Annotated in this window: 28 protein-coding genes; 10 read left to right on the plus strand and 18 right to left on the minus strand. The window is 74.2% G+C overall.

Annotated features, from left to right (window positions below):
• Window positions 1–93 precede the first annotated feature (93 nt).
• Window positions 94–675, minus strand: coding sequence for a DUF2017 domain-containing protein (locus tag ABTY15_RS13515; protein ID WP_350581494.1), 582 nt, complete (start codon window positions 673–675; stop codon window positions 94–96).
• 92 nt (window positions 676–767) lie between these two features.
• Window positions 768–1,061 carry an ATP-dependent Clp protease adapter ClpS gene (clpS, locus tag ABTY15_RS13520; RefSeq protein ID WP_350581496.1) on the minus strand — a complete coding sequence of 98 codons (294 nt, stop codon included), beginning with the start codon at window positions 1,059–1,061 and terminating at the stop codon, window positions 768–770.
• A gap of 141 nt (window positions 1,062–1,202) precedes the next feature.
• Between clpS and ABTY15_RS13525 the strand changes: the two genes are divergently transcribed.
• A complete protein-coding gene (locus ABTY15_RS13525) occupies window positions 1,203–2,522 on the plus strand; it encodes a nicotinate phosphoribosyltransferase (protein WP_350581499.1) in 1,320 nt (439 codons plus the stop codon).
• A 262-nt stretch (window positions 2,523–2,784) separates the two neighbouring features.
• A complete protein-coding gene (locus ABTY15_RS13530; protein ID WP_350581507.1) occupies window positions 2,785–3,375 on the plus strand; it encodes an isochorismatase family protein in 591 nt (196 codons plus the stop codon).
• Window positions 3,376–3,435: 60 nt separating this feature from the next.
• Here ABTY15_RS13530 and ABTY15_RS13535 read toward each other — a convergent pair whose 3' ends face one another.
• Window positions 3,436–4,443 (minus strand): hypothetical protein, encoded by a 1,008-nt coding sequence (locus ABTY15_RS13535; RefSeq protein WP_350581510.1) that lies wholly within the window; start codon window positions 4,441–4,443, stop codon window positions 3,436–3,438.
• Between the two features lie 256 nt (window positions 4,444–4,699).
• On the opposite strand from ABTY15_RS13535, the gene ABTY15_RS13540 reads away from it, so the two are divergent.
• Together ABTY15_RS13540 and ABTY15_RS13545 are read left to right on the plus strand one after the other, a co-directional pair.
• Window positions 4,700–5,338, plus strand: coding sequence for a hypothetical protein (locus ABTY15_RS13540; RefSeq protein ID WP_350581512.1), 639 nt, complete (start codon window positions 4,700–4,702; stop codon window positions 5,336–5,338).
• 575 nt (window positions 5,339–5,913) lie between these two features.
• Window positions 5,914–6,354 (plus strand): hypothetical protein, encoded by a 441-nt coding sequence (locus ABTY15_RS13545; protein WP_350581515.1) that lies wholly within the window; start codon window positions 5,914–5,916, stop codon window positions 6,352–6,354.
• 36 nt (window positions 6,355–6,390) lie between these two features.
• Here ABTY15_RS13545 and ABTY15_RS13550 read toward each other — a convergent pair whose 3' ends face one another.
• On the minus strand, window positions 6,391–6,993 hold the full coding sequence (locus ABTY15_RS13550; protein ID WP_350581519.1) for a DinB family protein: 603 nt from the start codon (window positions 6,991–6,993) through the stop codon (window positions 6,391–6,393).
• A gap of 98 nt (window positions 6,994–7,091) precedes the next feature.
• Window positions 7,092–7,472, minus strand: a complete 381-nt coding sequence (locus ABTY15_RS13555; protein ID WP_350581522.1) for a winged helix-turn-helix transcriptional regulator — start codon at window positions 7,470–7,472, stop codon at window positions 7,092–7,094.
• A gap of 158 nt (window positions 7,473–7,630) precedes the next feature.
• Between ABTY15_RS13555 and ABTY15_RS13560 the strand changes: the two genes are divergently transcribed.
• Together ABTY15_RS13560 and ABTY15_RS13565 are read left to right on the plus strand one after the other, a co-directional pair.
• A complete protein-coding gene (locus tag ABTY15_RS13560; RefSeq protein WP_350581525.1) occupies window positions 7,631–8,290 on the plus strand; it encodes an NAD(P)-dependent oxidoreductase in 660 nt (219 codons plus the stop codon).
• A 137-nt stretch (window positions 8,291–8,427) separates the two neighbouring features.
• Complete coding sequence (locus tag ABTY15_RS13565) at window positions 8,428–9,006, plus strand: GNAT family N-acetyltransferase (RefSeq protein WP_350581528.1); 579 nt, start codon at window positions 8,428–8,430, stop codon at window positions 9,004–9,006.
• Here ABTY15_RS13565 and mycP read toward each other — a convergent pair.
• From mycP to ABTY15_RS13585, 4 genes are all read right to left on the minus strand, one after another.
• A complete protein-coding gene (gene mycP, locus ABTY15_RS13570) occupies window positions 8,997–10,235 on the minus strand; it encodes a type VII secretion-associated serine protease mycosin (RefSeq protein WP_350581529.1) in 1,239 nt (412 codons plus the stop codon). The genes ABTY15_RS13565 and mycP overlap by 10 nt on opposite strands.
• 118 nt (window positions 10,236–10,353) lie before the next feature.
• On the minus strand, window positions 10,354–11,808 hold the full coding sequence (locus tag ABTY15_RS13575) for a WXG100 family type VII secretion target (protein WP_350581532.1): 1,455 nt from the start codon (window positions 11,806–11,808) through the stop codon (window positions 10,354–10,356).
• Between the two features lie 42 nt (window positions 11,809–11,850).
• Window positions 11,851–12,330, minus strand: a complete 480-nt coding sequence (locus ABTY15_RS13580; RefSeq protein WP_350581535.1) for a DUF2563 family protein — start codon at window positions 12,328–12,330, stop codon at window positions 11,851–11,853.
• A gap of 115 nt (window positions 12,331–12,445) precedes the next feature.
• Window positions 12,446–13,162 (minus strand): endonuclease V, encoded by a 717-nt coding sequence (locus ABTY15_RS13585; RefSeq protein WP_350581538.1) that lies wholly within the window; start codon window positions 13,160–13,162, stop codon window positions 12,446–12,448.
• 205 nt (window positions 13,163–13,367) lie between these two features.
• On the opposite strand from ABTY15_RS13585, the gene ABTY15_RS13590 reads away from it, so the two are divergent.
• On the plus strand, window positions 13,368–13,628 hold the full coding sequence (locus ABTY15_RS13590; protein WP_350581541.1) for a hypothetical protein: 261 nt from the start codon (window positions 13,368–13,370) through the stop codon (window positions 13,626–13,628).
• A gap of 113 nt (window positions 13,629–13,741) precedes the next feature.
• Here ABTY15_RS13590 and ABTY15_RS13595 read toward each other — a convergent pair whose 3' ends face one another.
• Window positions 13,742–14,407 (minus strand): RDD family protein, encoded by a 666-nt coding sequence (locus ABTY15_RS13595; RefSeq protein ID WP_350581544.1) that lies wholly within the window; start codon window positions 14,405–14,407, stop codon window positions 13,742–13,744.
• An 83-nt stretch (window positions 14,408–14,490) separates the two neighbouring features.
• Window positions 14,491–15,969: an RDD family protein gene (locus tag ABTY15_RS13600; RefSeq protein ID WP_350581547.1), complete on the minus strand. Its 1,479-nt coding sequence runs from the start codon at window positions 15,967–15,969 to the stop codon at window positions 14,491–14,493.
• 507 nt (window positions 15,970–16,476) lie between these two features.
• On the opposite strand from ABTY15_RS13600, the gene ABTY15_RS13605 reads away from it, so the two are divergent.
• Window positions 16,477–16,893: an SsgA family sporulation/cell division regulator gene (locus tag ABTY15_RS13605; RefSeq protein WP_350581550.1), complete on the plus strand. Its 417-nt coding sequence runs from the start codon at window positions 16,477–16,479 to the stop codon at window positions 16,891–16,893.
• 117 nt (window positions 16,894–17,010) lie between these two features.
• Here ABTY15_RS13605 and ABTY15_RS13610 read toward each other — a convergent pair whose 3' ends face one another.
• From ABTY15_RS13610 to ABTY15_RS13630, 5 genes are all read right to left on the minus strand, one after another.
• Window positions 17,011–18,423: a glycosyltransferase 87 family protein gene (locus tag ABTY15_RS13610; RefSeq protein ID WP_350581553.1), complete on the minus strand. Its 1,413-nt coding sequence runs from the start codon at window positions 18,421–18,423 to the stop codon at window positions 17,011–17,013.
• A gap of 193 nt (window positions 18,424–18,616) precedes the next feature.
• On the minus strand, window positions 18,617–20,230 hold the full coding sequence (locus ABTY15_RS13615) for a glycoside hydrolase family 18 protein (RefSeq protein WP_350581555.1): 1,614 nt from the start codon (window positions 20,228–20,230) through the stop codon (window positions 18,617–18,619).
• Window positions 20,231–20,428: 198 nt separating this feature from the next.
• The gene (locus ABTY15_RS13620) at window positions 20,429–20,662 is read right to left on the minus strand and encodes a hypothetical protein (RefSeq protein ID WP_350581558.1); all 234 of its coding nucleotides are present in this window, start codon (window positions 20,660–20,662) and stop codon (window positions 20,429–20,431) included.
• A gap of 67 nt (window positions 20,663–20,729) precedes the next feature.
• Window positions 20,730–22,331, minus strand: coding sequence for a sensor histidine kinase (locus tag ABTY15_RS13625; protein WP_350581561.1), 1,602 nt, complete (start codon window positions 22,329–22,331; stop codon window positions 20,730–20,732).
• A complete protein-coding gene (locus tag ABTY15_RS13630) occupies window positions 22,328–23,032 on the minus strand; it encodes a response regulator transcription factor (protein ID WP_350581564.1) in 705 nt (234 codons plus the stop codon). The genes ABTY15_RS13625 and ABTY15_RS13630 overlap by 4 nt, the downstream gene beginning before the upstream one ends.
• 133 nt (window positions 23,033–23,165) lie before the next feature.
• On the opposite strand from ABTY15_RS13630, the gene ABTY15_RS13635 reads away from it, so the two are divergent.
• Window positions 23,166–23,714, plus strand: coding sequence for a hypothetical protein (locus tag ABTY15_RS13635; RefSeq protein ID WP_350581566.1), 549 nt, complete (start codon window positions 23,166–23,168; stop codon window positions 23,712–23,714).
• A 7-nt stretch (window positions 23,715–23,721) separates the two neighbouring features.
• Here the strand turns inward: ABTY15_RS13635 and ABTY15_RS13640 are convergent, their stop codons facing one another.
• Window positions 23,722–24,252 carry a VOC family protein gene (locus ABTY15_RS13640; RefSeq protein WP_350581568.1) on the minus strand — a complete coding sequence of 177 codons (531 nt, stop codon included), beginning with the start codon at window positions 24,250–24,252 and terminating at the stop codon, window positions 23,722–23,724.
• Window positions 24,253–24,451: 199 nt separating this feature from the next.
• Here ABTY15_RS13640 and ABTY15_RS13645 point away from each other — a divergent pair, with 199 nt between their 5' ends.
• The gene (locus tag ABTY15_RS13645) at window positions 24,452–25,033 is read left to right on the plus strand and encodes an Lrp/AsnC family transcriptional regulator (RefSeq protein ID WP_350581571.1); all 582 of its coding nucleotides are present in this window, start codon (window positions 24,452–24,454) and stop codon (window positions 25,031–25,033) included.
• Window positions 25,034–25,072: 39 nt separating this feature from the next.
• Here ABTY15_RS13645 and ABTY15_RS13650 read toward each other — a convergent pair whose 3' ends face one another.
• Entirely contained in the window at window positions 25,073–25,879 is an 807-nt protein-coding gene (locus ABTY15_RS13650) for a S16 family serine protease (protein WP_350581574.1), read from the minus strand.
• Window positions 25,880–25,922: the final 43 nt, after the last annotated feature.

Here is a 25,922-nt window from a genome sequence, read left to right on the forward strand (position 1 = left end):
CCCGATTTGAACGACAATGCCCCGGCCGACTGTCCAGATACTGGACGGTACGGCCGGGGCCTGTCCGGGAGCGGGCACGATCGGTCCGCGCGCTCAGTCCGTGATCGCCTCCAGCAGCGACTCCTGGAGCGCGCCCAGCCAGAGGTAGGCCATCACCAGGGGCTTGCGCTCGTCGCTGTCCGGCAGCTCGTAGAGGCCCTGCTCGTCCTCCTCGGTGACCTCCAGCCGGACGCCCAAGGTCAGCCGCAGGTCGTTGAGCGCGCCCAGCCAGCGCCCGCTCCCGGAGGCGTCCACCTTGACCACCCCGCCGTCGCCGCCGAGGGCGTCCAGCGCCCGGACGACGTGCAGCGCGTCCTCGCGCTTGCGGGCCCGCAGGTCCAGTTCGGTGTAGCGGCGGAACTCGCCGGAGGCCGCCCTGGTCTCCTCGTCCGCGGGCCCCGCCTCGGCCGGATCGCCGTAGGCGTCCGGGAAGAGCCGGGCCAGCGCCGGGTCGGCGGGCGCCTCGGTCGGACCCTCGGCGAACAGGGCGGCCAGCGGGTCACCGCCGTCCCCGCCCGGGCCGGGGCCGATCAGCTCCAGCATCTGCACTTCCAGGGAGCGCAGGATGGACGCCTCCAGCTCGTCCAGCGCGATCGCCGCGCTCCCGCCGCCGGCACTCTCGAACAACCCAGCCATCGGTATCGGTCAGCCCGTCTTCTTCGTCGTCGCTTGGTCTCGGGCGGGGTTCCGCCGGGGTCCCGCCCCGGCCGGGTGCCCCGGATCCGCCGTCAGTCGTGCTGCAGGGTCGCCCAGAGGCCGTAGCCGTGCATCGCCTGGACGTCCCGCTCCATCTCCTCGCGGGAGCCGCTGGACACCACCGTCCGACCCTTGGTGTGCACCTCCATCATCAGCTTCCGGGCCTTGTCCTTCGGGTAGCCGAAGTAGGCCTGGAAGACGTACTGGACGTAGCTCATCAGGTTGACCGGGTCGTTGTGCACGATGGTCACCCAGGGCGTGTCCGGTTCCGTCACCGGCAGGCCTTCGACCTCCGGGCGCTCGATCTCCACGGGCGCGACACTCACCGCCGGGTCCTCCTCGCTGGGCTCTCGGTCCATGGCCCCTTCAGCCCCATGCTGCCATCCGGGGGACCCCCGGGCGATTCCGGCCCGGCCCCATCGAGAGAAATCGTCACTTTGACGCTAAGTGGTAGTAGCATCATCCTCATGGACGCCACTTCCGTGCGCGCGGCCGGTTCGACCGCGCTGCTCACCGACCGCTACGAGCTCACCATGCTGCAGGCAGCCCTGCGCAGCGGAGCCGCGCACCGCCGCTCCGTCTTCGAGGTGTTCACCCGCCGACTGCCCGGCGGCCGCCGCTACGGCGTGATGGCCGGCACCGGCCGGGTGCTCGACGCCGTCGAGAACTTCCGGTTCACCACCGCCCAGCTGGACTGGCTCGCCGCCCAGGGCGTCGTCGACGAGGACACCCTGCGCTACCTCGCCGACTACCGCTTCACCGGCGACATCCACGGCTACCCCGAGGGCGAGGTCTACTTCCCCGGCTCGCCGCTGCTCACGGTCGAGGGCAGCTTCGCCGAGGCGGTGATCCTGGAGACGGTGATCCTGTCCATCCTCAACTTCGACTCGGCGATCGCCGCCGCCGCCTCCCGGATGACCGCGGCCGCCGGCGGCCGTCCGGTGATCGAGATGGGCGCCCGGCGCGCGCACGAACAGGCCGCCGTCGCCGCCGCCCGGGCGGCCTACGTGGCCGGCTTCGCCGCCACCTCCGACCTGGAGGCCGGCTTCACCCACGGCATCCCCACCACCGGCACCGCCGCGCACGCCTTCACCCTGGTCCACGACAGCGAACGGGACGCCTTCAAGGCGCAGATCGCCTCCATGGGCCGCGGCACCACCCTGCTGGTCGACACCTTCGACCTGCGCGAGGCCGTCCGCACCGCCGTCGAGGTGGCCGGCCCCGAACTGGGCGCGGTCCGGATCGACTCCGGCGACCTCACCCTGCTCGCCCACCGGGTCCGCCGCCAACTGGACGAGCTCGGCGCCGAGAAGACCCGGATCATCGTCACCTCGGACCTGGACGAGTACGCGATCGCCGCGCTGGCCGCCGCCCCGGTGGACGGCTACGGCGTCGGCACCAGCCTGGTCACCGGCAGCGGCCACCCGACCTGCGCGATGGTCTACAAGCTGGTCGCCCGCGCCGAGGCCGACGGCGGGCCGCTGGTGCCGGTCGCCAAGCGCGCGGCCGGCGGCAAGACCAGCATCGGCGGCCGCAAGTGGGCCGCCCGCCGGCCCGACCCGGACGGCGTGGCCGAGGCCGAGGTGGTCGGCACCGGAGCGGTCCCGCCCGCGCTGGAACCGCACCTGGTCCAGGTGCCGCTGGTGCTGGCCGGCGAGACCGTCGGCCGCGAGCCGCTCGACGCCGCCCGCGAGCGCCACGTCCGGGCCCGGGCCGCGCTGCCGCTGTCGGCCACTCAGCTCTCCAAGGGCGACCCGGTGCTGCCGACCGAGCTGCTGATCCACTGACCGCCGGGCCGCCGGGCCACCGGGCGCTGATCCGCCGATCCACCGATCCGCTCATCCACCGACCCGGAGCGGATCCGGCGGACCGGCGGACGGCCGCAGACCTTCCGCCCCCGCGCGCCACTCCCTAGAGTCAGCCGTAGAGTTCCCCTGAGCCCCCGAGAACCCCGAGTCCCCGCCACGGGGCCGGGCACCCCTCCGAGGGCTCGCCCACCGGGGCGCACCGCCGACCGGCGAACGCCCCCGAGATCCGAGGATGCGAGTCATGCACCGGGCACTGATCGTCGTCGACGTGCAGAACGACTTCTGCGAGGGCGGCAGCCTGGCCGTCGCCGGCGGCGCCGAGGTGGCCGCCGCCATCACCGACCTGATCGCCGAGTCCCCCGCCGGCTACCAGCACATCCTCGCCACCCGCGACCACCACATCGACCCGGGCGACCACTTCTCGGCCGACCCCGACTACGTCAACAGCTGGCCGGTGCACTGCGTGGCCGGCACCGAGGGCGTGGGCTTCCACCCCAACTTCGCGCCGGCCGTCATCTCCGGCGCGGTCGAGGCCGTCTTCGACAAGGGCGCCTACTCGGCGGCGTACAGCGGCTTCGAGGGGTTGGACGAGAACAACCGCGGCCCGGTGGAGTGGCTGCGCGAGCGGCAGGTCGACGAGATCGACGTGGTCGGCATCGCGACCGACCACTGCGTCCGGGCGACCGCGCTGGACGCCGCCCGGGCGGGCTTCACCACCCGCGTCCTGCTCGACCTCACCGCCGGGGTGGCGCCGGAGACCACCGCCGCCGCGCTCGCCGAACTGCGGGCGGCCGGGGTCGAACTGGTCGGCGCTCCGGTGGTCCGCTCCTAGCACCCGCTGCCGGTCCGGGCGTCACCGGACCCACGGCCGGTCCGTCCGGTACCGGACCGGCTACTGGACCACCAGCAGCTCGACGACGTCCGTCCCGCCGGCCCGGTAGGCCTCGCGCAGTTCGCCGCCGACCGCCTCCGGGTCGGCGGCGAGCCGGGCACCGGACACGTAGACCACCCGGATCCCCAGGTACTCCATCCGGTGCTGGCCGCCGCGCACCCAGGCGGCCTCGCCCTCGCTGACACAGCGCAGGTCCGAGTCCACCTCCACCGCGACGCCCTGCTCCGGCCAGTAGAGGTCCGGGACGGCGATGTAGGTGCCGCCGCGCATCCGCAGCTCGGGGCCGGACAGCGGGACCGGCAGCAGCCACTCGTCCACCAGCTCGCCGAGCCGCTCCAGCACGAAGTCCCGCTCGGCGGCGAGGAGTTCGTCCAGCGCCGCGCGCACCCGGGGGTCCGCGGTCAGCCCGTGCTCGACCAGCTCGGTCGCCAACTCCCGTACCGTGCACCGGCTGTCGGGGCGGGAGACGGCCTCGCGCAGCACCTCGCGCACCGGCGCCGGGGTGGTCGGGTCCGCCGTCCACTCGCACAGTGCGTCCGCGACCGCCCGGGCGACCGGCGCGCAGGCCAGTCCGTGCACCGAGCGGGCCACCAACTCCCGTTCGGTGCGCCGGATCCGCACCTGACCGGCGTCCTTCAGCCGGCGCTGGCGCGGCACCAGGACGTCCACGCCGGTGACCGCCGGCAGCCGGGGCACGGCGGCGAAGCCGTACAGCGCGAGCGCGGCCGCGCCGGTGATCACCGCCCCCTCGCGGCGGCCCTCCTCGCGGCCGTTCTGCGCGGCGTAGAGCAGCGCGGCCCACATCCGCTGCTCCGGCGTCGGCCCGTCGGACTGCAACAGGTAGACCCGGGGCAGCAGCCGCTGCCAGGGACCGCCGCGACGGCAGTGTTCGCTGACCACCCGGGTCGGCACGCCCCGGGCGCGCAGCTGGCTCGCGGTGACGACGTTCTGTTGACGCTGCGCCAGCTCCTCCAGGGACGGCGGCGGCGAGGGAATCCGGTAGCTCATGCGGACACCATCCCCAACCGGCCCAATCCGCGACCGGCAGCCTGACGCACTGTTACGCAACCGTCGCGAAACCGGGATCAGCCCGCACTAAAGTCCCCATACCCTCACTCATTCGGAGTAATGGGCAGCTGTAAGGTTGTCATATCTGATCGAAAACGATCGCCGACCTGGACGTCTGACCCAGCGTGACCAAAGGCATACTCCGAGGGACCCTCAAGGCGTCAATCCCACCCCTCGGATTGCCTAGGCTTACGTCATGTCACGTGACGAGACCGCCGGCCTCCGCGCGGCCCAGCTCCGCCTCGGCCGCCTGCCCGGATACGTCCGCCGCCCGGACCCGGCCCGCCGCAGCGGCGAACAGGGCCATACGTACAAGAAGGGCTGGGAGGTCCGCTTCACCGCCCGCAGCGAGGCGGAGATAGCCGAGATCCGCGACCTCGTGGTCGCCGCCGGATTCGCCCCGGCCAGACCCTTCTTCAAAGGCCATCAGCTGATCCAGCCGGTCTACGGCATGGCAGCCGTCCAGGCCTACCTGGCCGCGAGACAGGCGGCCGAGGAACACGCCGCCCGCGCCGCGCTCACCCGCCGCCGACGCTCGACGGGCGGGCACGGGGGTAGCGGGCACGCGAACGGGGCCCAGGCGGCCAACACCCATGTGGCTGGCGCCCATGCGGCCGGCGCACACCCGGTCGGCGTCCACCCGGCGGCCGTGCACCGGTGCGAGCGCGAGGAGGCCGTCGCCGGGGCCGCTGCCGCCGCCTCGGCCGCGGCGGCAGCGGCCGCCCAGCTGGCCCGGCGACGGGCCGTCGAGTCCTTCCCCACCCAGCTCGAACGGGGCAGCACCGTCGACGACCTGCTCCGCCCGACCGAGGCCGAGGCCCGGCCGCAGCACTGACCACCGACTCCGCCCCTCCGCCCGGCTCCGACCCCGGCGCCGACCCCGCCGGGCGTGACCGACGGGCGCGCGGCGGCCACGGACGCGACACCGACGGACGCGGTGGCGGCCGGCAGGCGCGGGACCGACCGGGTCTGCGCCTGCACCGCCACCCCTTTCCCGCCCTTTCCCGCCCCCTCCCCGCCTCGAACCCGGCGCGCGGCGTGGGCCCGAGTCGTGCGGGCGGTCGCGCGGACGGTTGTGCGGGCGCGGCTTCGCGCCGTGGGCGTGGACGTCAGCCGCCGCAGGCCCTACGGTGGCACATCAACCGCCGTGCAGGCACCGCCGCTCCAAGCCTCTGACCAGCCACGACAGGCTCACGCCCACGCCCCCACGCCACTGCGCACCACTCCCCCGCCGATCCTCCGCCCGGCGGCCACACCGCCCCGCCGTACCGGCCAGTACCGGAACCGGCCGAGCGGCGGCAGGTTCCGGGCATTCCATCAGATTGGTCACCCAGCGCACCGAGGGCCTACCGTAGAGTGAGCACAGATGATCGACCGCCAGAAACCCATCTCCCTTGCCGAGAAGTCGAGATGACCAACCGTCACACGAGCTCAGCCGAGCCGCCCCCGAGGCCCGGCGAACCGGAGGACGTACCACTGGAGTTCGCCGCCTTCTGCGAACTCCACCGCCCCCGGTACCTCAGCTATGCCCGGGTGTGGCTGACCGAGCAGACCGCGGCGGCCACCGCCGTCCAGCAGGCATTCGCCGAAATCGCCGTCCAGTGGCGCGAGTTACTGGGCAGCTCCAACCCGACCGCGCGCGCCTGGCAGATCCTGCGCAGCACGGTCGCCGAACACACCCGCCAGGTCGCCGCGCCCTCGGACCGCCACCCGGCCGACGACGACCTGGCGATCCTGCACTACGTCGTCGGGCTGGCCGCCCCCGAGATCGCCGACTGCATCGGCACCGACACCGCCAGCGTGGCCGGCCGACTCCGGCGCACCATGCTGCGCGAGGCCTCCGGCTGGTGACCCCGGCCCGGGCCCCGCAGTTCAGAGCCGCAAGGCTCAGGCCCGCGCGCCCGTCACGTCGAACAGGTGGTGGACCGGGTCGTGGATCAGGTACCGGGAGAACGACTCCACGGTGAACCGCGCCCCGTCGCTGCGGTCACCCGTCCGCGCCCACTGCTCCCCCGCCACCCGCGCGAAGGCGGCGGCCAGCGTCTCCGCGGCCTCCGCCAGTTCCCCGGCCACCACCTCCGGCCGCTGCTCCCGGTAGCGCTCGGCGACCGCCGTCTCGTCCTGGTCCCAGTTCGCGAACAGCGGGCCGTCCTGGTCGAGCATCAGGTTCAGTCGGACGTGGAACAGCCGGAAGACGTCCCGGACGTGGCACGCGTACTCCAGCTCCGACCAGACCCCCGGGGCCGGTCGGCGGCGCAGCGCCGCCTCGTCCCCGGCCAGCACGGCCAGCCAGCCCTCGGCGTTGGCGCGGATCATCCCGGCGACGTCCTCGCGGACCACCGACGGGGTGTCCAACCCGCAGTCCGGGCACGGGCGTTCGAGCACCCAGGTCCAGTCCTTGGTGTCGGGGGCGATCGCGTCGGTAGCGGCGGTAGCGGCGGTTCCGTCGGCGGTGTCGGCCGGGGTCAGGGCGTGCTCAGAAGTGCTCATGGCCCCAGGATGGCCGCCGCGACACCCGCCCCACCAGCGGCATTGACGCCAGCGGCCGCCGAAATGCTGCCAGCCCTCCCGCCCCGCCGGGCCCTGTCCTAGTGGGCCCGCTCGTACTCCTCCCGGGCCGCCAACAGGCTGCCCAGGTGCTCCCGGCTCCACGCGCACATCGCGTCCATCGGCCCCAGCAGCGTCCGGCCCAGCGGCGTCAGCGCGTACTCCACCCGCGGCGGGTTCTCGTCGAACTCCGTGCGGACCACCGCGCCGTCCTGCTCCATCGCCCGCAGCGACTCCGCCAGCACCTTCGGCGTGATGCCCACCAACGGCACCCGCAGCTCCGAGAACCGGCGCGGCCCGGACTCCAGGCACCGCATGATCTTCCAGGCCCACTTCCGGCCGCCCAGCACCGGAACCGACTCCACCGGGCAGTCGGCGGGGAAGAGGTCCGGCGGCAGCGGTTCCAGCGCGGTCTGTGTCATGCCCCGACGGTAGCCGACCGGGCCCAGGAGCCGAACTCCCGTCAGCGTCGTTGGGCGCCGGTACCGTTGAAGTAACCGGCACCCCCCGGTCTACCGTCACGGCCACCGCGGGCGACGAGCCCGCGCCGGATCAGCCGAACCAACGGGAGACCACCACCATGGGCAGCACCGCCAACCGGAACCGCGCGGACGTCATCGTGTACGGCGCGGGCGGGCAGGTCGGCCGCGCCGTCGTCGCCGAGGCCCGGCGACGCGGCCTCACCGTCACCGCCGCCGTCCGCGACCCCGAACGACACCCCGACCTCGCCGCCGACGGCGTCACCCTCGTCCGCTGCGACGTCACCGACGCCGCCGCCGTCGCCGCCACCGCCCACGGGCACCCGACCGCCGTCAGCTCCGTCTACACCCCCGACGTCCCCTCCGCCGAGTTCTACCGCGCCGCCGCCACCGCGCTGGTCACCGGCCTCGACCGGGCCGGAGTGCCCCGCCTGGTCAGCATCGGCGTCGCCACCACGCTGGAAACCGCCCCCGGCGTCGCCGTCCACGACGACCCCGACTTCCCCGAGGCCTACCGCACCTTCTCGCTCGGCCACGCCGTCGCCCTCGACCTGTTCCGGGAATCCCCCGCCGACCTCGACTGGGTCGTCGTCACCCCGCCCCTCGACCTCGACCGCACCGCCCCCGGCACCGGCCGCTACCGCTCCGGCGGCCCCCAGGTCCTCGGCCCCCGGATCGCCCAGGCCGACCTCGCCGTCGCCGTCGTCGACGAACTCAGCGCACCGGTCCACCACCGGCAGCAGATCGCCGTCGCCGAGTAACGGCCCGGCGGTGAGGGGGCGGTGGGGCGCCACGGGGGGCGGGGGACGACGGGGCGGGGCGGGGGGCGGGGGACGACGGGGCGGGGCGGGCGAAAACACGTGGCCGCAACGGAACCCGCCGGTTCATCCTGTGGATCATGACCACCCACACCCCCGTCGACCTCGCCGCCCTCGCCGACAAACCCACCCTGCACGGCCCCACCGTCCGCCTCGTCCCCATGGAAGCCCGGCACACCGACCCCATGTGGGAGCTCTGCCACGACGAGGAGACCAACCGCCTCACCGGCACCCGCACCGCGTTCACCCGGGACCAGATCCAACGCTGGTGCACCACCCGCCCCGACCAGACCGACCGGCTCGACCTCGTCATCGAAGACCCCGCCACCGGCCGCTTCCTCGGCGAAACCGCACTCACCGACGTCGACCCCGACAACGCCTCCGCCTCCTACCGGATCGCCCTCACCCCCGACAGCACCGGCCGTGGCCTCGGTACCGAAACCACCGTCCTCGTCCTGCGCCACGCCTTCGAGACCATCCGCCTCCATCGCGTGCACCTGGAAGTCTTCGACCACAACGAACGCGCCGCCCACGCCTACCGCAAAGCCGGCTTCACCATCGAAGGCCGCGCCCGCCAAGCCCACCAGTGGAACGGCCGCTACCACGACGTCCTGCACATGGCCGCCCTGCGCGAGGAATGGCTCCGGGCTCACCGCTGATACGGGTACGACCCCCCGTACGGCTGCTCCGGCGGCCGCGGCGGCCACACCTCCTCGGCCCCCCGCCGCCTCCGCCGGCGCGCCCGCACCACCAACACGCCGACCAGCCCCACCACCAGCACCACCAGCACCACCAGCCCGCCCAACACCCCCCACACCGCGACCTCGAACCCCCCGGACCCCGCGTCCCCCTCCGCCCCCGGCGCCACCGCCACCTCCGACGGCTCCTCCGTCACCCCCGCCGGAGCCCCCTGCGACTCCCGCCGCCCCACCAACGGATTCTCCCGCGGCCCACCATCCACCACCGGATCCACCTCCAACGCCTTCGCCGGCGCGAGCACCCCGAACCCGTACCGGTCGTTCGGCACCGCGGCCCCGTCCGCCGGGCGGGAAGCCGACCGGATCATCCGGTTGATCACCTGCCCGGCGGAGAGGTAGGGATACTTCGACCTGATGAGCGCGGCGGTGGCGGAGACGTAGGCAACTCCGTCGGACGTCCCCTGGCTGATGCCGTAACTCGACGTGGACTTCGCCGACGCGTGATAGATCTCGACCCCCGGCGCCGCAAGGGTGGTCTCCGGTCCAGCGGTCGCCTTCTCCCACGGTTTCCCCTGCTCGTCGATCGCCGTCACGGCGACAACGCCCGGGAAGGCAGCGGGGTACTCCACGGAATCACCAGCGGTGTTCCCGGTCGCCGCCACCAGGACGACGTCCTTGGACACCGCGTAGTTGATCGCGTCACGGGCCGCCGAATCGAACCGCGAGTATCCGCCGACCGACATGTTGATGACCTTGGCGCCGTGATCGGTCGCGTAGCGAACCGCCAGCGCGATGTCGGACTGAACGAGCTCCGGGGACTCACCGTTGGTCCTGATCCGCACGGGCAGAATCCTGGCCTTGGGTGCAAGGCCCACCACACCGGCTCGGTCCCCGTGCCCATGACCCGCGATGAGACTCGCAATTCCCGTTCCGTGACCGACCGAGTCGACCCGGCCGTCCGTGCTCGGCCCGGAGAAGTCCGCACCGGGCAGCACCTGCCCCGTCAAGTCCTGGTGATCCGGCATCACCCCACTGTCGATCACGGCGACGACGACGCCCTCGCCCTGGCTCTGCGGCCAGACCTTGGCCTCGACTTCGAACGTGCGCAGAATCCACTGCGAGTCACGAATCTGATCGGCTGCTGCCGGGAAAGCGACCATCCCCCACAGCAGTGCCCCGGCAGTCAGCACACCCGCGCCCCGCACCAGTCGACTACCCGACACGTTCACCCCAGTCAGCGATGCGCCCCTAGGCTCTCCGTCCTGCGGGACAACGGGTCTTGTACGTCCGCACGTTGGCGGAGCTCACTCATTCCACCACGTTCGGATTGCTCGGCTTGTCCGGCGCCCACGTCTCGGCGTCCTCGACGAGGTAGTCCGGGCGCTTGCCGCCCTTCTCCCGGTCCTTCCCACCGCGCCGACCGCCCCCGACGCCCATCACCGGCCCCATCACGCCACTCCCACCGGACCCGAGCTCGGCCCGGGCCCGGCTCCGAGCCCCAAGGCCGGAACCCCCCTCGGTGAAAGCCTGCCGGCCACTCTCGCGTCCGCCCGGACGGCCGCCCCCTCCGACAACATCACCCGCCCGCCCGGGCAGCCCGCTCCCGGACCCGCCCTCGGGGCGCGCGCGAACGCCCGATCCGAATCGCCCCGCCATCACCTCACCGGACCCTGCGGCACGGCCGGCGCGAGGCGCCTGACCGATCACCTCGCGCTCCCCGACGATCACGCCCTTGGCCCCGGGGCCACGACCGGTCTCGCCTGCCGCGGCTCGATTCGGCGGACCGACGACCTGCCCCTGCGGCCCGTTCGGCACGCCACCGCCGCCGCTCGGTGGCGTGGCAACCGCGTTGCTGGGAGCCGGGGTCCCCGTGCCCGGGCTCGTCCCCGTCCGGGCGCCGTCGATTCCCGTTCCGGGACCGGTTCCGCCGGGCCCGAATGGTGTTCCGGCGCTGGTACCGGTGCCGTTCGCAGTACTGGTGCCCGCGGGCACCGCAGACGGCAGGGGCTTCTGCACCGGCTGTGCGGTTCCCCCCTTGATACCGGGATCGGACGGCGCTGCCGGCCTCGTCGCACCGGGGCTCACGACCGCGGACTGACCGGCCGACCTCCGCGCCTGCGGCACGGATCCGCCGGTTGTCGCCGGTGCCACACCATCACTACCGGCAATCGCGCCCGCCATCATGGCCCCCACAGCCGCACTCGAACCGTCGGGGGCGCCCGTCGACGGCACGTCACGATCGTCGTTTCGGAACGTCTTCCCCGCCGGCGGCAGGCTCTGGGGTGATTTCAGGGCCGGGGTGGCGATGCGGTAGTGCATGGCGAGGGTTTGCATGACGGTGGCGGCTTCGGCCTTCTTCTGGTCGGCCACGGGGATGTGGTCGTCGTCGCCGCTGAAGAAGTCGCCGACGGTGTCGGTGACCTTGTCCCAGGTGCCGGGTTCTTCGGGCATGTCGCGTTTGGCCTTGGCGATGGCCTCGGACATGTTCTTGAGGGTGTTGGCCGCGTCGTTGGCGTAGGAGGCGGCGTTGTTGATGCTCTCGGCGAGGTGGAGCATGCGGGTGTGGAAGGCGTCGCTGGTGGCGCCGTCCCAGTGGTCGGCGGCGTCGGTGCTGGCGCGGGTGAGGGTGGTGCGGATGGCTTTGAGGGTGTCGGCGGCGCGGCGCCAGGGGTCGGCGGCGGCCATGACCTCGCCGGGGTTGAGGGCTTCGGCCATCTTTCGGAGCTGGGCGTGGCTGTACTTGGTGAAGTCGGTGTAGGTCATGGGTGGTTCGCCTCCGTTCGGGGCTCGGCTGCGGTCCGGTGGTCAGCGGGCGGATTTGCCGCCGTCGTGGGTGGGCGGGGCGGCGGCCTGCTGGTAGGCGGTCTTGCTGGCGGCGGAGGGGGTGGCGACGGACCAGCCGTCGTCGCCGAGTTTGAGGGTCTTCGCGGTGCGCTGGTCGTGTTCCTCGTAGGTGGTGGCGGTGAGTTCGGCGTTCTTCTGGGCGTCGTCGACGGCCTGCTGGAGGTGGTTGAGGACGTCGCGGAGTGAGTCGCGCATGGTGTCGTAGCGGTTGTGGAGTTCGGTGGCCTCGGCGAAGGTGCCGAAGGCGGTCTTGCCGATGCCGCTCTGTCCGTGGGTCGTGCCGCCGTCGGCGTGGCGCTGGAACTCGGCCAGCAGGAGGCGGACTTGGGCGGCGAACGCGCGGAGCTGGTCGACTTCGACCCGATAGCCCTGCCCGGCACTGCCGACTCCACCGGCACCACCGGTACCACCGATTCCGCCCGGACCGGTTCCCGTTGCCACTTCGGCGCCTCCCCGTGCGTCGTACGTTCCCGTGTTCGTCCGTCGCTGTCGGGGCGGGCCGGGCCCCGGTGTGTCATGTCTAACACACGGGGCCTGAACTCCGCCCGGGACACGGTCAGTTCGTCGGCGTCCCGGTGCGGAGGGCGTCGGCGAGGGCGCGGCGGCAGAGCGAGTCGGCGTGCCGGGTGGTTTCGGGGAGGCGGTAGCGGCGGGCGAGGTCGAGGGTGGTGCGGACGGCGGTGTCGAGACCGATGCGGTGGCCGACGGAGACGTAGACGGGTTTGATGCCGGGCTGGGTGCGGACGGCGCGGCCGACCTCCTCGCCGGTGGCGGGGTCGGTGAGGGGGGTGGTGGAGCCGCGGGGGGTGTCGGGCGGCTGGTGGTCGAAGGTGAAGGGGGTCTTGGCGACGCCGAGGGTGCGCAGGCCGGTGAGGACACCGAGGTGGCTGGCGAGGCCGAGGCGGCGGGGGTGGGCGAGTCCGTAGCCGTCGCAGACGACGGTGTCGGGGGTGCGGGTGAGGGCGGCGAGGGCGTCGAGGACGGCGGGGAGTTCGCGGAAGGCGAGGAGTCCGGGGACGTAGGGGAAGGCGATCCGTCCGACGGCGGTGGCCTGTTCGACGACGGTGAGGGTGTCGCGGTCGAGGAGGACGGCGGCGGCGACGACGAGGTCGTGCTCGTCGTCGTAGGCGACGTCGACGCCGGCCACCAGACGGTCGGCGCCGGGGTCCGCGTCGGCCTCGTGGTCGTCGTGGGCGCGGACGAGGGGGCGCAGGCGTTCCTGTTCGGCGAGGGCCTGGGCTTCGGTGGTGGGCCAGTCGGCAGGGATGGGCACGGGTGGTTTCCCCCGGTGTGGGTGGGGCGGTTCGGGTCCCGTTCACGGTACCGAGGGGGCGGACGACCCCGGGGTGAGCCTGTGCGCCCCCTGTGCCCCGGGGGTCGGCGGGTTAGTCTGGACTTACCGAACTCCCGTGCCGGGTAGGACTTCTGGACCGGCGTCATGCCCGCCCGTTTCCCCCGACGTGCGAAGGACCTCTGCCATGCCGCGTCCCTCCGCTGCCCAGGTCTGCCTCGGCTCGTTCACCGTCGTCGCCGCCACCGTGGTGCTGTTGGCCGTCTCGGGCGCCTCGGGCGTCCTGGCGGTCGCGGTGCTGGTGGGGTTCGCGCTGGCGTTGGGCACCGTCGTGACGGTGTTGTCGTGGTCCCTCTCCAACGCGGCCGCCGGGTCGTTCGCGAAGGCGGGCTCGGCCCGGGCGGCGTCCTCGTCGGCGTCCGGACGCGAGTACGCCCGGCAGCGCTGATCCGCCGCCGGGCGTCGTCTCCCCCGTTCCCGCGAACCGCTCCGGCGACCGCCCCGGCGACCGCCCCGTCGACCGCTCCGGCGAGCGCTCACGCGGCCCCGGGCCGGCACCGGTCAGGCCGTGGAGACCACCACCGTCTTCGCGGACTTGTCGTGGATGCACTGCCGGTACGGCTGGTCGAAGACGCCGAAGAGCCCGTCGATGACCCACCAGAGGGCGGCGCAGCAGATCACCGCCGGGAGGATGAAGACGGCGGCGCGGGTCCAGGCCGCGGCCGGGCTGGGGATGTTCCCGTCGACGAGCATGGCGACGCGGACCTTCACCGCCTTCTTGCCGAGGGTCTGGCCGTCGTGGCTGAGCATCAGGGCGTCGTAGACGAGGTAGATGGCGCAGGCCAACCAGAAGGCGCCGGCCTCGCCGGAGCGGTCGCTGAGGCTGGCGAACGGCGCGACGACGATCACGGCGACGGCCTGGACGAGCAGGTAGTCGATCAGCCGGGCGAGGATCCGCCTGGGCCAGCTGCCGAGCGGGGGCATGCCGGGGACGGGTCCGCCGCCGGGGCTGCCGTAGTCGGTGGGGCCGTAGCCGGGCGGGGGCTGGTCGTACGGCGGGCCGCCGTGCGGGTCGGCGCCGTAGGTGCCGCCGTACGCCCCGGGGCGGTCGGTGGGGCCGTCACCGGGAGCGCCGCCGGGCCCGTCGGCGGGCGGCGGGGACGGCTTGTCGAAGGAGGGCTTGCCGCCCCCCTCCGGCTGGGAGCCTGAGGGGTCTTGGGTGCTCATGCCCCGAGTAGAACATCACGGATTCTTGGCATTCGTGACATTCTGTCCGTTTTGCCGACCGGGGCCGCCGATGGCGCCGAGCCTCAGCTGCGCACCACCCGGGTCCGGGCCGCCCGGTCCTGCCAGCCGCGCCGGGCCGGACGATCGAACAGCGGCCAGGGCAGACCGATCAGCAGGACCAGGCCGAGCTGTCGGACGATCCAGCGCAGCAGCGAGCGGCCGAGGCTCAGCCGGGTCCGGCCGGCGGGCGCGGTGGGGGCGGCGGCGTCCACGACCCGGATCCGGGCCAGCCGCTTGCCGAAGGTCTGGCCGGTACGGGCGGTCGGCAGCACCTCGTAGAGCACGCCGACGAAGAGCAGGATGCCGAGCAGGACGGCGAGCTTGCCCAGGACGACGTCGTCCACCAGCCAGACCTTGACCTGGTGGCGGGTGAGGGCGCTGGCCATCTTGGCCTGGTCGAGCTTCTGCCGGAGGTGGTCGGACACCGAGCTGCCGAGCGGGATCCCGGCGGCGACGGCGACGACCACGAGCACGGCGGTGTCCACCGCCCGCGCGGCCAGTCGGCGGCCGAGCCCGGCCGGCACCGCGGCGGCGGGCCGACGCCGGGCGGGGGTCTCCCGGCCCGGACGCGCCATCGGCCGGGGGGCGGCGTCGGTGGACGCGTCGGGCGCGGGCTCGGCGCGCTCGGGCGCAGGCACGGGCCCGGGCGCGGGTGCGGAGGCGAGCAGCGACGCCTCCCGCACCACCACCGTCCCAGCCGCAGCCGCAGCCGTTGTCGCCGCCGTTGCCGTCACAGCCGTTGCAGCCGTCGCCGGCAGAAGGGCGGCGGCCACCTCCACGGCAGCCGGAGCACGATCGTCCTCTGCACGCCCCTCCTCCTCGGCGGGCGCCCCCGGAAGCACTCCCCAGGAGACCCAGCGCGGCGCACCGCCGGTCTCCATCAGGCCCCGCTGCGCCTGCGGATCGGCCTGCCAGCCGGGGCCCTCCGGCCCGTCCGGGGCCGGCGCCGTGACCGCGGCCAACGGATCCACCAGGCCCGCCAGGCCCGCGAGGCCCGTCACGCCCGCCGGGTCCGCAGGCTCCTCGTACTCCGTGTACTCCGCGGACTCCGTGTACTCCGCGGACTCCGCGGACTCCGGCCCCAGCGTCCGGAACACCGGCCCGCCCAGCACCGGCTCCACCACCCTCGGCCCGAACACGAACGAGGCCCCGCCCGAGGTCTGGTCCAGGTACACCGGCCCGGTCTCCCCGCTCGCCGGCCCCGCCGCACGCCCCTCCACACCGTCGCCCACCACCCCGCCGCCGCCCTCCGACACCGGCGGCTCCGGCACCACCGGCGGCGGCACCACCCGCACCCCCGGCCCACCCGGGGCGGGCCGCCGGGTGGCGAACCGGGGTGCTTCCAGCACCTCGCCGTCGGCCGGTGCGGGCCGGCTGGTGCCGGGCACCCAGGCCGAGCCACCCCAGTACCGGACGAAGCCGGGGATGGAGGGGTCGGGGTAGTAACCCGGCACGGGTCCGACGGCCGGGTCGCCGCCGGCGGCGGAGGGGCGGTCCGTCATGGGGGTCTTCTCTCCTGGCAGGTTCCGGCGGCTTCCGGCTGGTCACGGGTGGTGGGTCGCAGGTGGTTCCGGTGGGTCGCGGGTGGTTCCGGTGGATCGCAGGTGCTTCCGGCTGGTCCCGGGCGGTTCCGGCAGAGCCGGTACGACGTACGACGGCGCGCCCGCAGGCAGCCCGGCGCGCGGCGGGCGGCCGTGCCGTCGGCGCGCGCGGGGGCGCCACCCGGGTGGGCGCACAGTCGCCGGGCAGTCACAAAGGGTAGTACCTCGGCACGGCGGGGGCGGGAAGTTGGCGAATCCCCGGACAGCGATGGGCCGTCCGAGGTAGGGGCCGCCGTGCGCCCCCGGCGCAGGACGGCATCCGCACGCCGCCGCCGGGCGCTTCACCACCTCTCGGCGAACGTCCCCAAGAAATCCCGGAAACGTGTGTAAGGACCCGCGCGGACCGCCCTCTCAAAGGCCAACGGGCCCGAAACCGGGCACGAACCGAAGGTGGAGAGGAAGACGATCATGGAGCGCCCCGTCAGCGTGGTCGAGCACGAGCTGGAGCTCAATCTGGTGCTCTCCCCGGAGCACAGCATCCCCGTCCCGGCCCGGCTGTCGTACGGCAGCCACGACCCGTTCGCGGTGCACATCACTTTCCACCTGGACACCGGCTCCCCGGTGACCTGGGTGTTCGCCCGCGAGCTGCTGGTCGAGGGCACCTTCCGCCCGTGCGGTCAGGGCGACGTGCGGATCTGGCCTACTCGGTCTGGCCGGCGCAGCGTGCTCTGCATGGCGCTGAGCTCACCGGCCGGGGACGCGCTGCTGGAGGCGCCGCTGCCGGCCGTCGCGGCCTGGCTGGAGCGGGCGCACCGGCTGGTCCCGCCGGGCTGCGAGCTGGCCGCGCTGGACCTGGACGGCTCGCTCGCCGAGCTGCTCGCGTGAGCAGCCGCCCGCCGCACAGCAAGGGCGCGGGCAAGGGCGCGGGCACAGGCGCGGGCACAGGCGAGCGCACGGGCCAGGGCAAGCGCACGGAAGGACAGGAGCCGCGCCCCCGCCGGCTCAGCGGGCCGCGGGGGCCTGCTGACGGCCGCGGGCGGCATCCGGGCCGCCGCCGTCGCGCTGGGCGGGCAGCCTGATCAGCGGCGCGCCGGCGGACCGCCGCCGTGCCCTTATCCGGATCGCGGCGGCGACCAGGAAGCAGAGCCCGACCCACGGGTAGACCGAGGTGGGCAGCTGGCGCAGCGGCCCCATGTGCAGGACGGCCGCGCCGAGCGGCTTGGCGGCCCACATCGCGAAGGAGAGGAACGCGACCAGCGTGGCCCAGAAGGCCGCCCGCCAGCGGAGGCGGCGGACGGCGGCCGGGCGGGCGTGTTCGACCGAGGCCTCGGCGGCGAGCAGGACGAGCACCGGCACGCACCAGACCCAGTGGTGGGTCCAGCTGATCGGGGAGATCAGCACGGCGGTGACGGCGGCGCAGCAGACGCCCCAGGCCTCGGCCCGGGGCAGCCAGTGGGCGCTGCGGACGGCCCAGGCGGCGACGGCGAGGCCGGCCACCGCGACCAGGCCGGAGGCGAGGGTGGCCACGGTGCCGGGGTCGGCGGTGTGCAGCAGGCGGGCGAAGGCGCCGCGCAGCGACTGGTTGTCGACGATCTGGGTCTTGCCGACCCGGGAGGAGTCGTACAGGTACTTGGTCCAGAAGCCCCAGGTGGCGTCGGGCAGGGTGACGGCGCCGAGCAGGAAGGTGCCGAGGAAGGTGAGGCCGGCCACGAAGGCGGCCCGGATCCGGCCGGTGATCAGCAGGTAGACCGCGAACAGGCCGGGGGTGAGCTTGATGCCGGCGGCGATGCCGATCGCGATGCCCTTGCTCCGCTTGGTGTCCGACCGGGTGAGGTCCCAGAGGATCAGGCAGGCGAGCGCGAGGTTGATCTGGCCGTACCGGAGCGTGGTGAAGACGGGTTCGAGCCAGACGCCGCAGCCGGTGACGAGGATGACGCCGAGCGGCCGCAGTTCACGGCGCGGCCAGCCGACCAGTTTGAAGGACAGGTGGGCCAGCAGGGCGAGCAGCCCGAGGTTGCCGAGAGTGATCGCCACCCGCAGGAACGGGATCGGGAACCAGGTCGTCGGCACGAACAGCATCGCCGCGAACGGGGGGTAGGTCGCCGGCAGGTTCCACTCGGTGACGCGCAGCGCGTAGAGGTCGGTGCCGTTGGCGACGGCGGCGCCCTCGGCCCGGTAGACGACCATGTCCACCATCGAGGTGTGGACGAAGTGGCGGACCACCGCGTACACGACCAGGGACAGCAACGCCACGGCCGAGACGGCCAGCAGCGGCCTGCGGGGCGCCTCGCGCAGCGCGCGCACGGGTGCGCCGACCGTGTCCGTCAGCCGCTGCGTCAGCCGGTCCGACAGGGGGGCGGGCGCGGGGTCGGAGGCGATCCGCCCCGGGCTGCGCTCGTCTTGCACCGCTGTCACTGTTCACTCCGTCCACCGCTCGGCCAACCAGCGACGATACCGGATGCCCGCCGCCCCGGCCCGGGCACGGTCCGCTACCCAGCGTAACGAAGGAGCCCCGGCCGGCCGTGCTCCGTTGCGGGCGGAGCACGGACGACCGGGGCCGGGAGGGGAGGTCGGGCAGGTCGGGCAGGTCGACGGGAGCGACCGCGGATCAGCCGGTGTAGGCGCCGAACGTCCGGGTGAAGTCCAGCGGCTGCTGGGCGATGCTGCTACAGGTGGCGTCGGCGTAGGCCTTGGCGCCGCCCTCGCACGCCTTGTCACGGGTGCCGGACCACATGGCCAGCCAGGCGAGGTGCTTCGTGCCGGCGAAATCGGCGAGCTGCTTGGCGTCGGCGACGGTGAAGACCTCGCTGGCGACGTCGTTGACGCCGATCATCGGGGTGACCGCGACCTTGCGCCAGGCGGCCGCGTCGTCCAGCCCGAGCACGCTCTTGACCTGGGCCTGGGTGGCGGTGGCCGCGGCGATCGCGTACGTGCCCATCCGGCCCTGCGGGTTGGGGGCGACGCCGTCGCCGAAGTCCATCGCCATGATGTTGACGGCGCCGATCGCGACGCCGTTGGCCTTGGCGTCGGCGACCAGGTTGACGCCCTCCTGGGTCAGGCCGGAGGGCAGCGCGGGCAGGGTGAAGGAGACGTCGAGGGCCTTGCCCTTGGCGGCGGCGTTCTTCTGCAGCTGGGCGACGGCCTGGGCGCGGCGGGTGTTGGCGGCGGCGTTGGCGATCGCGCCGCCCTCGACGTCGAAGTCGACCTTGGTCAGGCCGTAGGCGTCGACGGTCTTCTGGTAGACGGCGGCGAGCTCGGTGGCCGAGCCGCAGGCGAGCGCCAGCTCACTGCCGTTGGCGCCGCCGAAGGAGACCCGGACGTCGCCGCCGACCGCGCGCAGCGCGCCGATCTGGGCGGCCACCGCGTCGGCGGACAGGTCGCTGACGCCGCCCCACTTGGGGACGCAGCCGCCGCCGGACACCACGAAGGCGAGGTTGAAGTTCTTCACCCCGGTGGCCTTGGCGGTGGCGACCAGGTCGTACGGCGGGTAGAGCGAGGTGTCCACGTACGGGGCGAAGCCGGCCCCGGCGGCGGCCGGGGGAACGGGCACACCGGTCGCCGTGGGGGTGGCGGTCGGGGTGGGGGCCGGCGCCGGGGTGGTCGGCTTCGCCGTCGCGGTCGGGCTGGGCTTGGGGGTAGCGGTAGCGGTCGCGGTGGGGGTGGGCGTGCGGGTGGCCGTCGCGGAGGCACTCGCGGTGGCCGTGGGGGCGGGCGTCACCGAGGCGGTGGCGGTCGGCCGGCCGGAGGGGGTGGGCGCGGTGCCGTCGCCGGCCTTGCACGAGGCGTTGTTGATCAGGCAGTTGCCGGGCTCGGCCTGCGCGGCCCCGGAGCCCTGGGCGACGAAGCCGACGACCACGCTCCTGCCGGGCTCCAGCCGCTTGCTCCAGGCCTCCGGCCGGACGGTGACGTGCTGGCCGGCGGTGGTGAAGGTGGCGTTCCAGAGCGAGTCGATCTTCGCCCCGGCCGGGAGGTCGAAGCTGAGCGTCCAGTCCTCGATCGGGCTGCTGTCCGGGTTGCTGACCAGGTACTGGCCGGTGTAGCCGGAGTCCCAGGCACTGGTCCGGCTGTAGACGGCGCCGAGCGAGGCGGCGCTGGCCGAGGAGGCGAGGACGACGACACCGCCCGCGACGAGCGCGGCGGCGACCGCCGAGGCCCCGATCAGGGTGCCCTTGCGGCTGCGCCTGCGGCGGCCGGAACGGCGGTTGGGCTGGGTCGTCGTCATGGCGCGTTACCTCCGCGATGGGCAGCCGGGTCCGGGTGGGACCGGCGGTCGGGTGACCGGCGCGGATGACGCTAGCGGCGCCCGGCGGGCCGAAACCGCCTGCTGAGCGAGCGGTAGAACTCCCTTAGGCCGCGCTTAAGGAAGATCTCGCGCCGACCGGTGTTCGGGCCCGCCGGAGCCACGAACCCGGACCGGCGGTCAGTCGGCACGCGCGATCAGGAAGTGGGCGGCGGCAGCCGGATCCAGCTCGGTGCCGAGCACCGCCGAGACCGCCGCCACCTGCCCGGCGTCGAGTGGGAAGGCCGAACCGATCAGGTCGGGGTGGTCGCCGACCAGCCGCGCGGCGTCGGCGACGGTGAACCCGGGCAGCACGTGGTCCGCCAGGTGGGCGTCACCGTCCCGTTCGTACGACTCGACCTGCCAGCGCATCACGTGTTCCTCTCCTCGCCGAACGGCCACTTCGCGAACGGTCGCTCACGAACGGTCACTTCGCGAACCGTCACCTCTGGAACAGCGCGCCCCGGCCGCGCCGCCGCCCCGCCCGTACCGGCTCGGCGTCCTGGCGGGTCTGGAGCCGCAGCCGGATCTCGGCGCCGCCGAGCACGGCGGAGCGGCCGAGCGCCAGGTCGCCACCGGTGGACTCGGCGAGCTTGCGGACGATGTCCAGGCCGAGGCCGGTGGAGCCCTCCCCGCCGTCGCCCTCGCCGCGTCGGAGCGCGGCCTCCGGGTCGGTGAAGCCCGGCCCGGCGTCGCCGACCAGCACGATCACCGCGGTCGCGGTGGCGAGCACGTCCACCGAGAAGGCGGTGCCGACGGTGGTGTGCCGGAAGACGTTGCCGAGCAGCGCGTCGACGACGGCGGCCAGGTCGCCCCGCTGGACCGGGACCGGCACCGCCCGGTCGGCGCCCGCGAGTTGCCAGCGGCGGCCCTCGTCCTCGGCGAGCGCGGACCAGAAGCCGACCCGTTCGCGGATCACCTCGGCGGCGTCGCAGCCGACCGCGACGGCGGGTGCGTCCTCGGGGGCGCGGCGGGCCGAGCGGATGATCTGGTCGACCTCGCGCTCCAGTTGGGAGACCGCGTGCCGGGTGGCCTCGGCGGCGTCGCCGTGGCCGAGCGAGGCGGCGTTGAGCCGCAGCACGGTCAGCGGGGTGCGCAGCCGGTGGGACAGGTCGGCGGCCAGTTCCCGTTCGGCGGCGAGGAGTTGGACCACCCGGTCGGCCATGGTGTTGAACGCGTGGCCGGCCTCGCGCAGTTCCTCGGGGCTGCCGGCGGCCTGCCGGCCGTCGACCGGCACCCGGACGGCGAGGTTGCCGGCGCCGAGCGAGCGGGCGGCGGCGGCGAGCCGGCGGGCGGAGGCGACGATCCGGGCGCCCATCCGGTCGGCGACCAGCACCGAGATGGCGACCAGCGCGAGCGCGACCCCGGAGAGCACCAGCCAGGCGGTGGCGACGCCCCGGGTGAGGTCGCCATCGGCCACGAACACCTCGACCACGGCGGTCCGGCCGGTGTCCACGGCGACGGGCTGGAGCAGCGCGTAGCCGCCGGGCACCTCGACCCGGAAGGAGCGGCCCTGCCCGCCGGCGGTGGACACGTCGGCGGCGAGCGCGCGGCCCTCCCCGATGGTGGGCCCACCGGGCCCGGTGGCGGCGCCCCCGGAAGCGATCGCCGCACCGGAGCCGGCCGCTCCCCCGCCTGCCGCCGGACTCCCGGCCGCCTCCGCCACCGGACCCCCGGCCGCGGACCCGACCGCGGACCCCCCGGCGGCCGCCGGCACCCCGCCCGGCCCGACCGCCTCGCCCACTCCGCCCACCCCGGCCGCCACCGCCGGCGGCGGCAGGTGGACCGCCATCCGGCCCTGCCCGCCCGCGTCGGTGCTGGCCAGCGCCCGGTTGATGGCCTCCTGGTCGGTGGTGATGGCGAGGGCCGGCCCGAGCGCGGCGGCCTGCCGCTCGGCGGCGGTGAACGCCCGGTCCCGCGCGGTCTGCTGGACCATCAGGCCGAGCGGGATGAGGAAGGCCAGCGCGACCATGGTGGTCCCGGCGACGGCCGCCTTGATCAGGGCCCAGCGCAGCGAGCGTCCGAACCTCCCGATCCTCCTCATGTCCGGTGCTCCGCCGCGCCCCCGGTGGCCTCCAGCCGGACCCCGACGCCGCGGACGGTGTGCAGGTAGCGCGGGTTGGAGGCGGTCTCGCCGAGCTTGCGGCGCAGCCAGGAGAGGTGGACGTCGATGGTCTGGTCGCCGCCGTAGGTCTGCTGCCAGACCTCGGCCAGGATCTCCTTGCGCGGCACCACGACGCCCGGGCGGCCGGCCAGGAAGGCCAGCAGGTCGAACTCACGGCGGGTCAGGTCGAGCAGCCGCCCGTCCAGGACGGCCTCGCGCCGCTGGAGGTCGATGGCCAGCCCGCCGACCCGCAGCACCTGGGCGACCGGCGCCGCACCGCCGCCGAGCCGGCGCAGGACGGCGGCCATCCGGGCACTGAGGTGCTCCCCGGAGAAAGGTTTCACCAGGTAGTCGTCAGCGCCGTCGTTGAGCAGCCGGACGATCTCGGCCTCGTCGTCCCGCGCCGTCGAGATGATCACCGGCACATTGGTCAGGCCCCGGATCATCTTGAGCGCCTCACTGCCGTCCAGGTCGGGCAGCCCCAGGTCGAGGATCACCAGGTCGCAGCCGACCTGGGCGACCTCCCGCAGCGCCTCCAGCGCGGTGCCCACGCTGCGGACCGCGTGACCGGTGTCGGTCAGGTGCCGGATGAGGGCGGAACGTACGAAGGGGTCGTCCTCGACCACGAGCACTGTTGCCATGGGCCTGCACGGTACGCCATCGGCGGGCAGTGGTCTGTACCTCGGGGTGGGTCCGGATCATTGTGCAACTCCCCTGCCGAACAGCAGGGGTGCCCACCTGGCAGGGCCCGACGTACGGCAGGATGTGCGCACGATGCGGAACGGACTGGTACAACTCGGCGCCTGGGCGGCGGCCACCGGGGCGGCGGTGGCACTGTCCTGGTTCGGCGTGCACGCGGTGCTGACCGGCGCCGCGTTCGAGCAGCCCGCGGCGCTCCCGCTGCCCTCCGCCCCGGCCGCCGGGACCCCGCACGCCTCGACCGCCACCCCGGCCGAGGGCCACTCGGCGACCCGGACGGAGACCCCGGCCCCGCCGGCCTCCCCGGCCGCCGCCGGCAGCCCGCACGGCCCCGCCCCCACCGCCACCGCCACCGCCACCGCGACGGCCGTCCGCAAGCCCTCGCCGACCGCCACCGCGACGTCCTCGGTGAAGAGCTACCCGGTGCCGGGCGGCAAGGTCGCGCTGGACATCCGCCCCGACAAGGCCTCCCTGGTCTCCGCCACCCCGGACCCGGGCTGGCAGATGCAGGTGTGGAACGGCGACCAGTGGATGCGGATCGACTTCACCAAGGACGCCCAGGCCAACTCGGTCTTCGTCTACTGGAACGGCCACCCCCCGGTGGTCGAGACCGCGATCCGCTGAGCCCCGCTCACCACCCCGCGAACGGCAGGTACCCCGGCAGGTACGGCCCGGTGTACCGGCTGCGGTCGACCAGCGTGTGCCTGGTCCCGCCGGGCACCGTGATGGTGGCCAGTGCCACCGTGCCGAACCGGTCCCGCGCCTCGTACGGCTCCGCCAGCGACACCGCGCCCCGGTCGACCGCGTAGTCGTAGGCGTAGTAGACGTCCGGCACGCTCACCGCGAGGTCCAGCACCCCGTCGCCGTGCCGGGCCAGGTGCGCGGCCAGCTCCCGCCCCCGCGGGCCGATCACCTGGACGAGCGAGGTGAGCACGATCCGGGTGCCGGGCGCGGCCAGCACGTACGAGACCGTCTCCGGCTCCCCGGTCTCCGGCCCGGCGTACGCGGTACAGCGCAGCCCGAGCGCGGCGGCGTAGCGGCGAGCCGCGCGTTCGGCGTCCCCGACGGCGAAGACCACCGCGTCGGCGCGGCCCACCGGGAGCGGCTCGGGCTCCCCCGGCCCCGCGGCGAGCAGGACGGGTTCGGCGGCGGTGTCGGTCATGACGGCCTCCCGGAAGGCGTACGGACCACGGTGGGGCCCGCGCGTCGGGGTGGGGCCCGTTGCACGGGGTGGTGGCTGGAGGGTGACGCCGAGCCGACCACCACGCAACTGTTCCGTTTCCTCCTGGTCAAGCTGTGCGCCGGGGCGGGAGAATCGACGGCACCGCTGTACAGAATGCCCACCGGAGGACGGAGCCGCGATGCCCCCCGCCCACTCCCCGAGCTCCCCCGGCTCGCCCAACTCCCCCACCCCCCAGGGGGCTTCCGCCACCGCGCCGGCCACCGGAACGGCCACCGCCCCGGGCGGCGGGAACGACGCGATCGACGCGCTGGACGGCCGGCTGATCCGGCTGCTGGCGGAGGAGCCCCGGATCGGGGTGCTGGAGTGCTCGCGCCGCCTCCAGGTGGCCCGCGGCACCGTGCAGGCCCGGCTGGACCGGCTACAGGCCAAGGGGGTGATCGGCGGCTTCGGCCCGGAGGTGGACCCGGCGGCGCTCGGCTACCCGGTGACGGCCTTCGCGACCCTGGAGATCTCCCAGGGCCAGGGCGCGGACGTCCGGGCGCACCTGGCGAGCGTTCCGGAGGTGCTGGAACTGCACACCATCACCGGCGCCGGGGACATGATGGTGCGGATCGTGGCCCGGTCCAACGCCGATCTGCAACGGGTGATCGACCGGGTGGTGGGGTTCGACGGGATCGTCCGCTCGTCCACGGCGATCGCGCTGGAGAACCCGGTGCCGTACCGCATCCTGCCGCTGGTGGACCAGGCGGCCGCCGAGTAGCCGCGGCACGGTCGGGGCACGCCGGGCCCCTCGGACCGGTCAGCAGCTGGGGACGCTGCCGCCGCTCTTCAGCGCCTCCAGTGCCGCGACCGACTCGCCGAGCGTGCCGACCGGCACCAGCCGCAGCCCCGCAGGCGTGTTGACCTTGGCGTCCGCGCACTCGTCCTTGGGCAGCAGGAACACCGTGGCGCCGTCCCGGGCGGCCGCCTGCGTCTTCAGCGGGACGCCGCCCACCGCGCCGACCACGCCCTGGTCGTCGATGGTGCCGGTGCCCGCGATCTTCATCCCGCCGGTGAGGTCGCCGCCCTTGCCGTCGCCGGCCAGCTTGTCGACGATGCCCAGCGCCAGCATCTGGCCGGCGCTCGGGCCGCCGACGTCGCCGAGGTCGACGGAGACCTTCACCTGGTCCGGCGAGAGGTGCAGGTAGCCGAGCGCGGCCGTGGTCGCGCTGTTCTGCGACTCGGCCATCTGCTTGATCGTCTCCTCCTCCGCCTTGGCCGGGTTGCCCTGCGGGTACACCGTCTCGGTCGGGCGGATCGCCTCGTCCTGGTCGAACCAGGCCGTCAGCGAGCGCCAGAAGGTGGTCTTCTCCCCCGGGTTGGTGGCCGAGATGGTGACCATCCGCAGCTCGCCCTCGGTGGTGCGCAGCGGCGCCCCGGTGATGGTGATCACCGGTTTGCCCTGGTACGTGCCGAGGGTGTCCGCGGTCAGGCCCGGCCAGGTGAGCGTGTACGGCAGCGGGACGAAGGCGGCCACGCCGAACAGCGCGAGGACCAGCACCCCGCACAGCGTGAGCGTGCGGGTCCGCGGGGAGGTGAGGGCCTTGGGCAGCTTGGTGTCGGACACAGAGGCATCCAAACACACCCGGGCCACCGGTTCAGCGCGTCCA

Source organism: Kitasatospora sp. NPDC097643 (assembly GCF_040302625.1).
In the GTDB taxonomy this organism is placed as follows: Bacteria; Actinomycetota; Actinomycetes; order Streptomycetales; family Streptomycetaceae; genus Kitasatospora.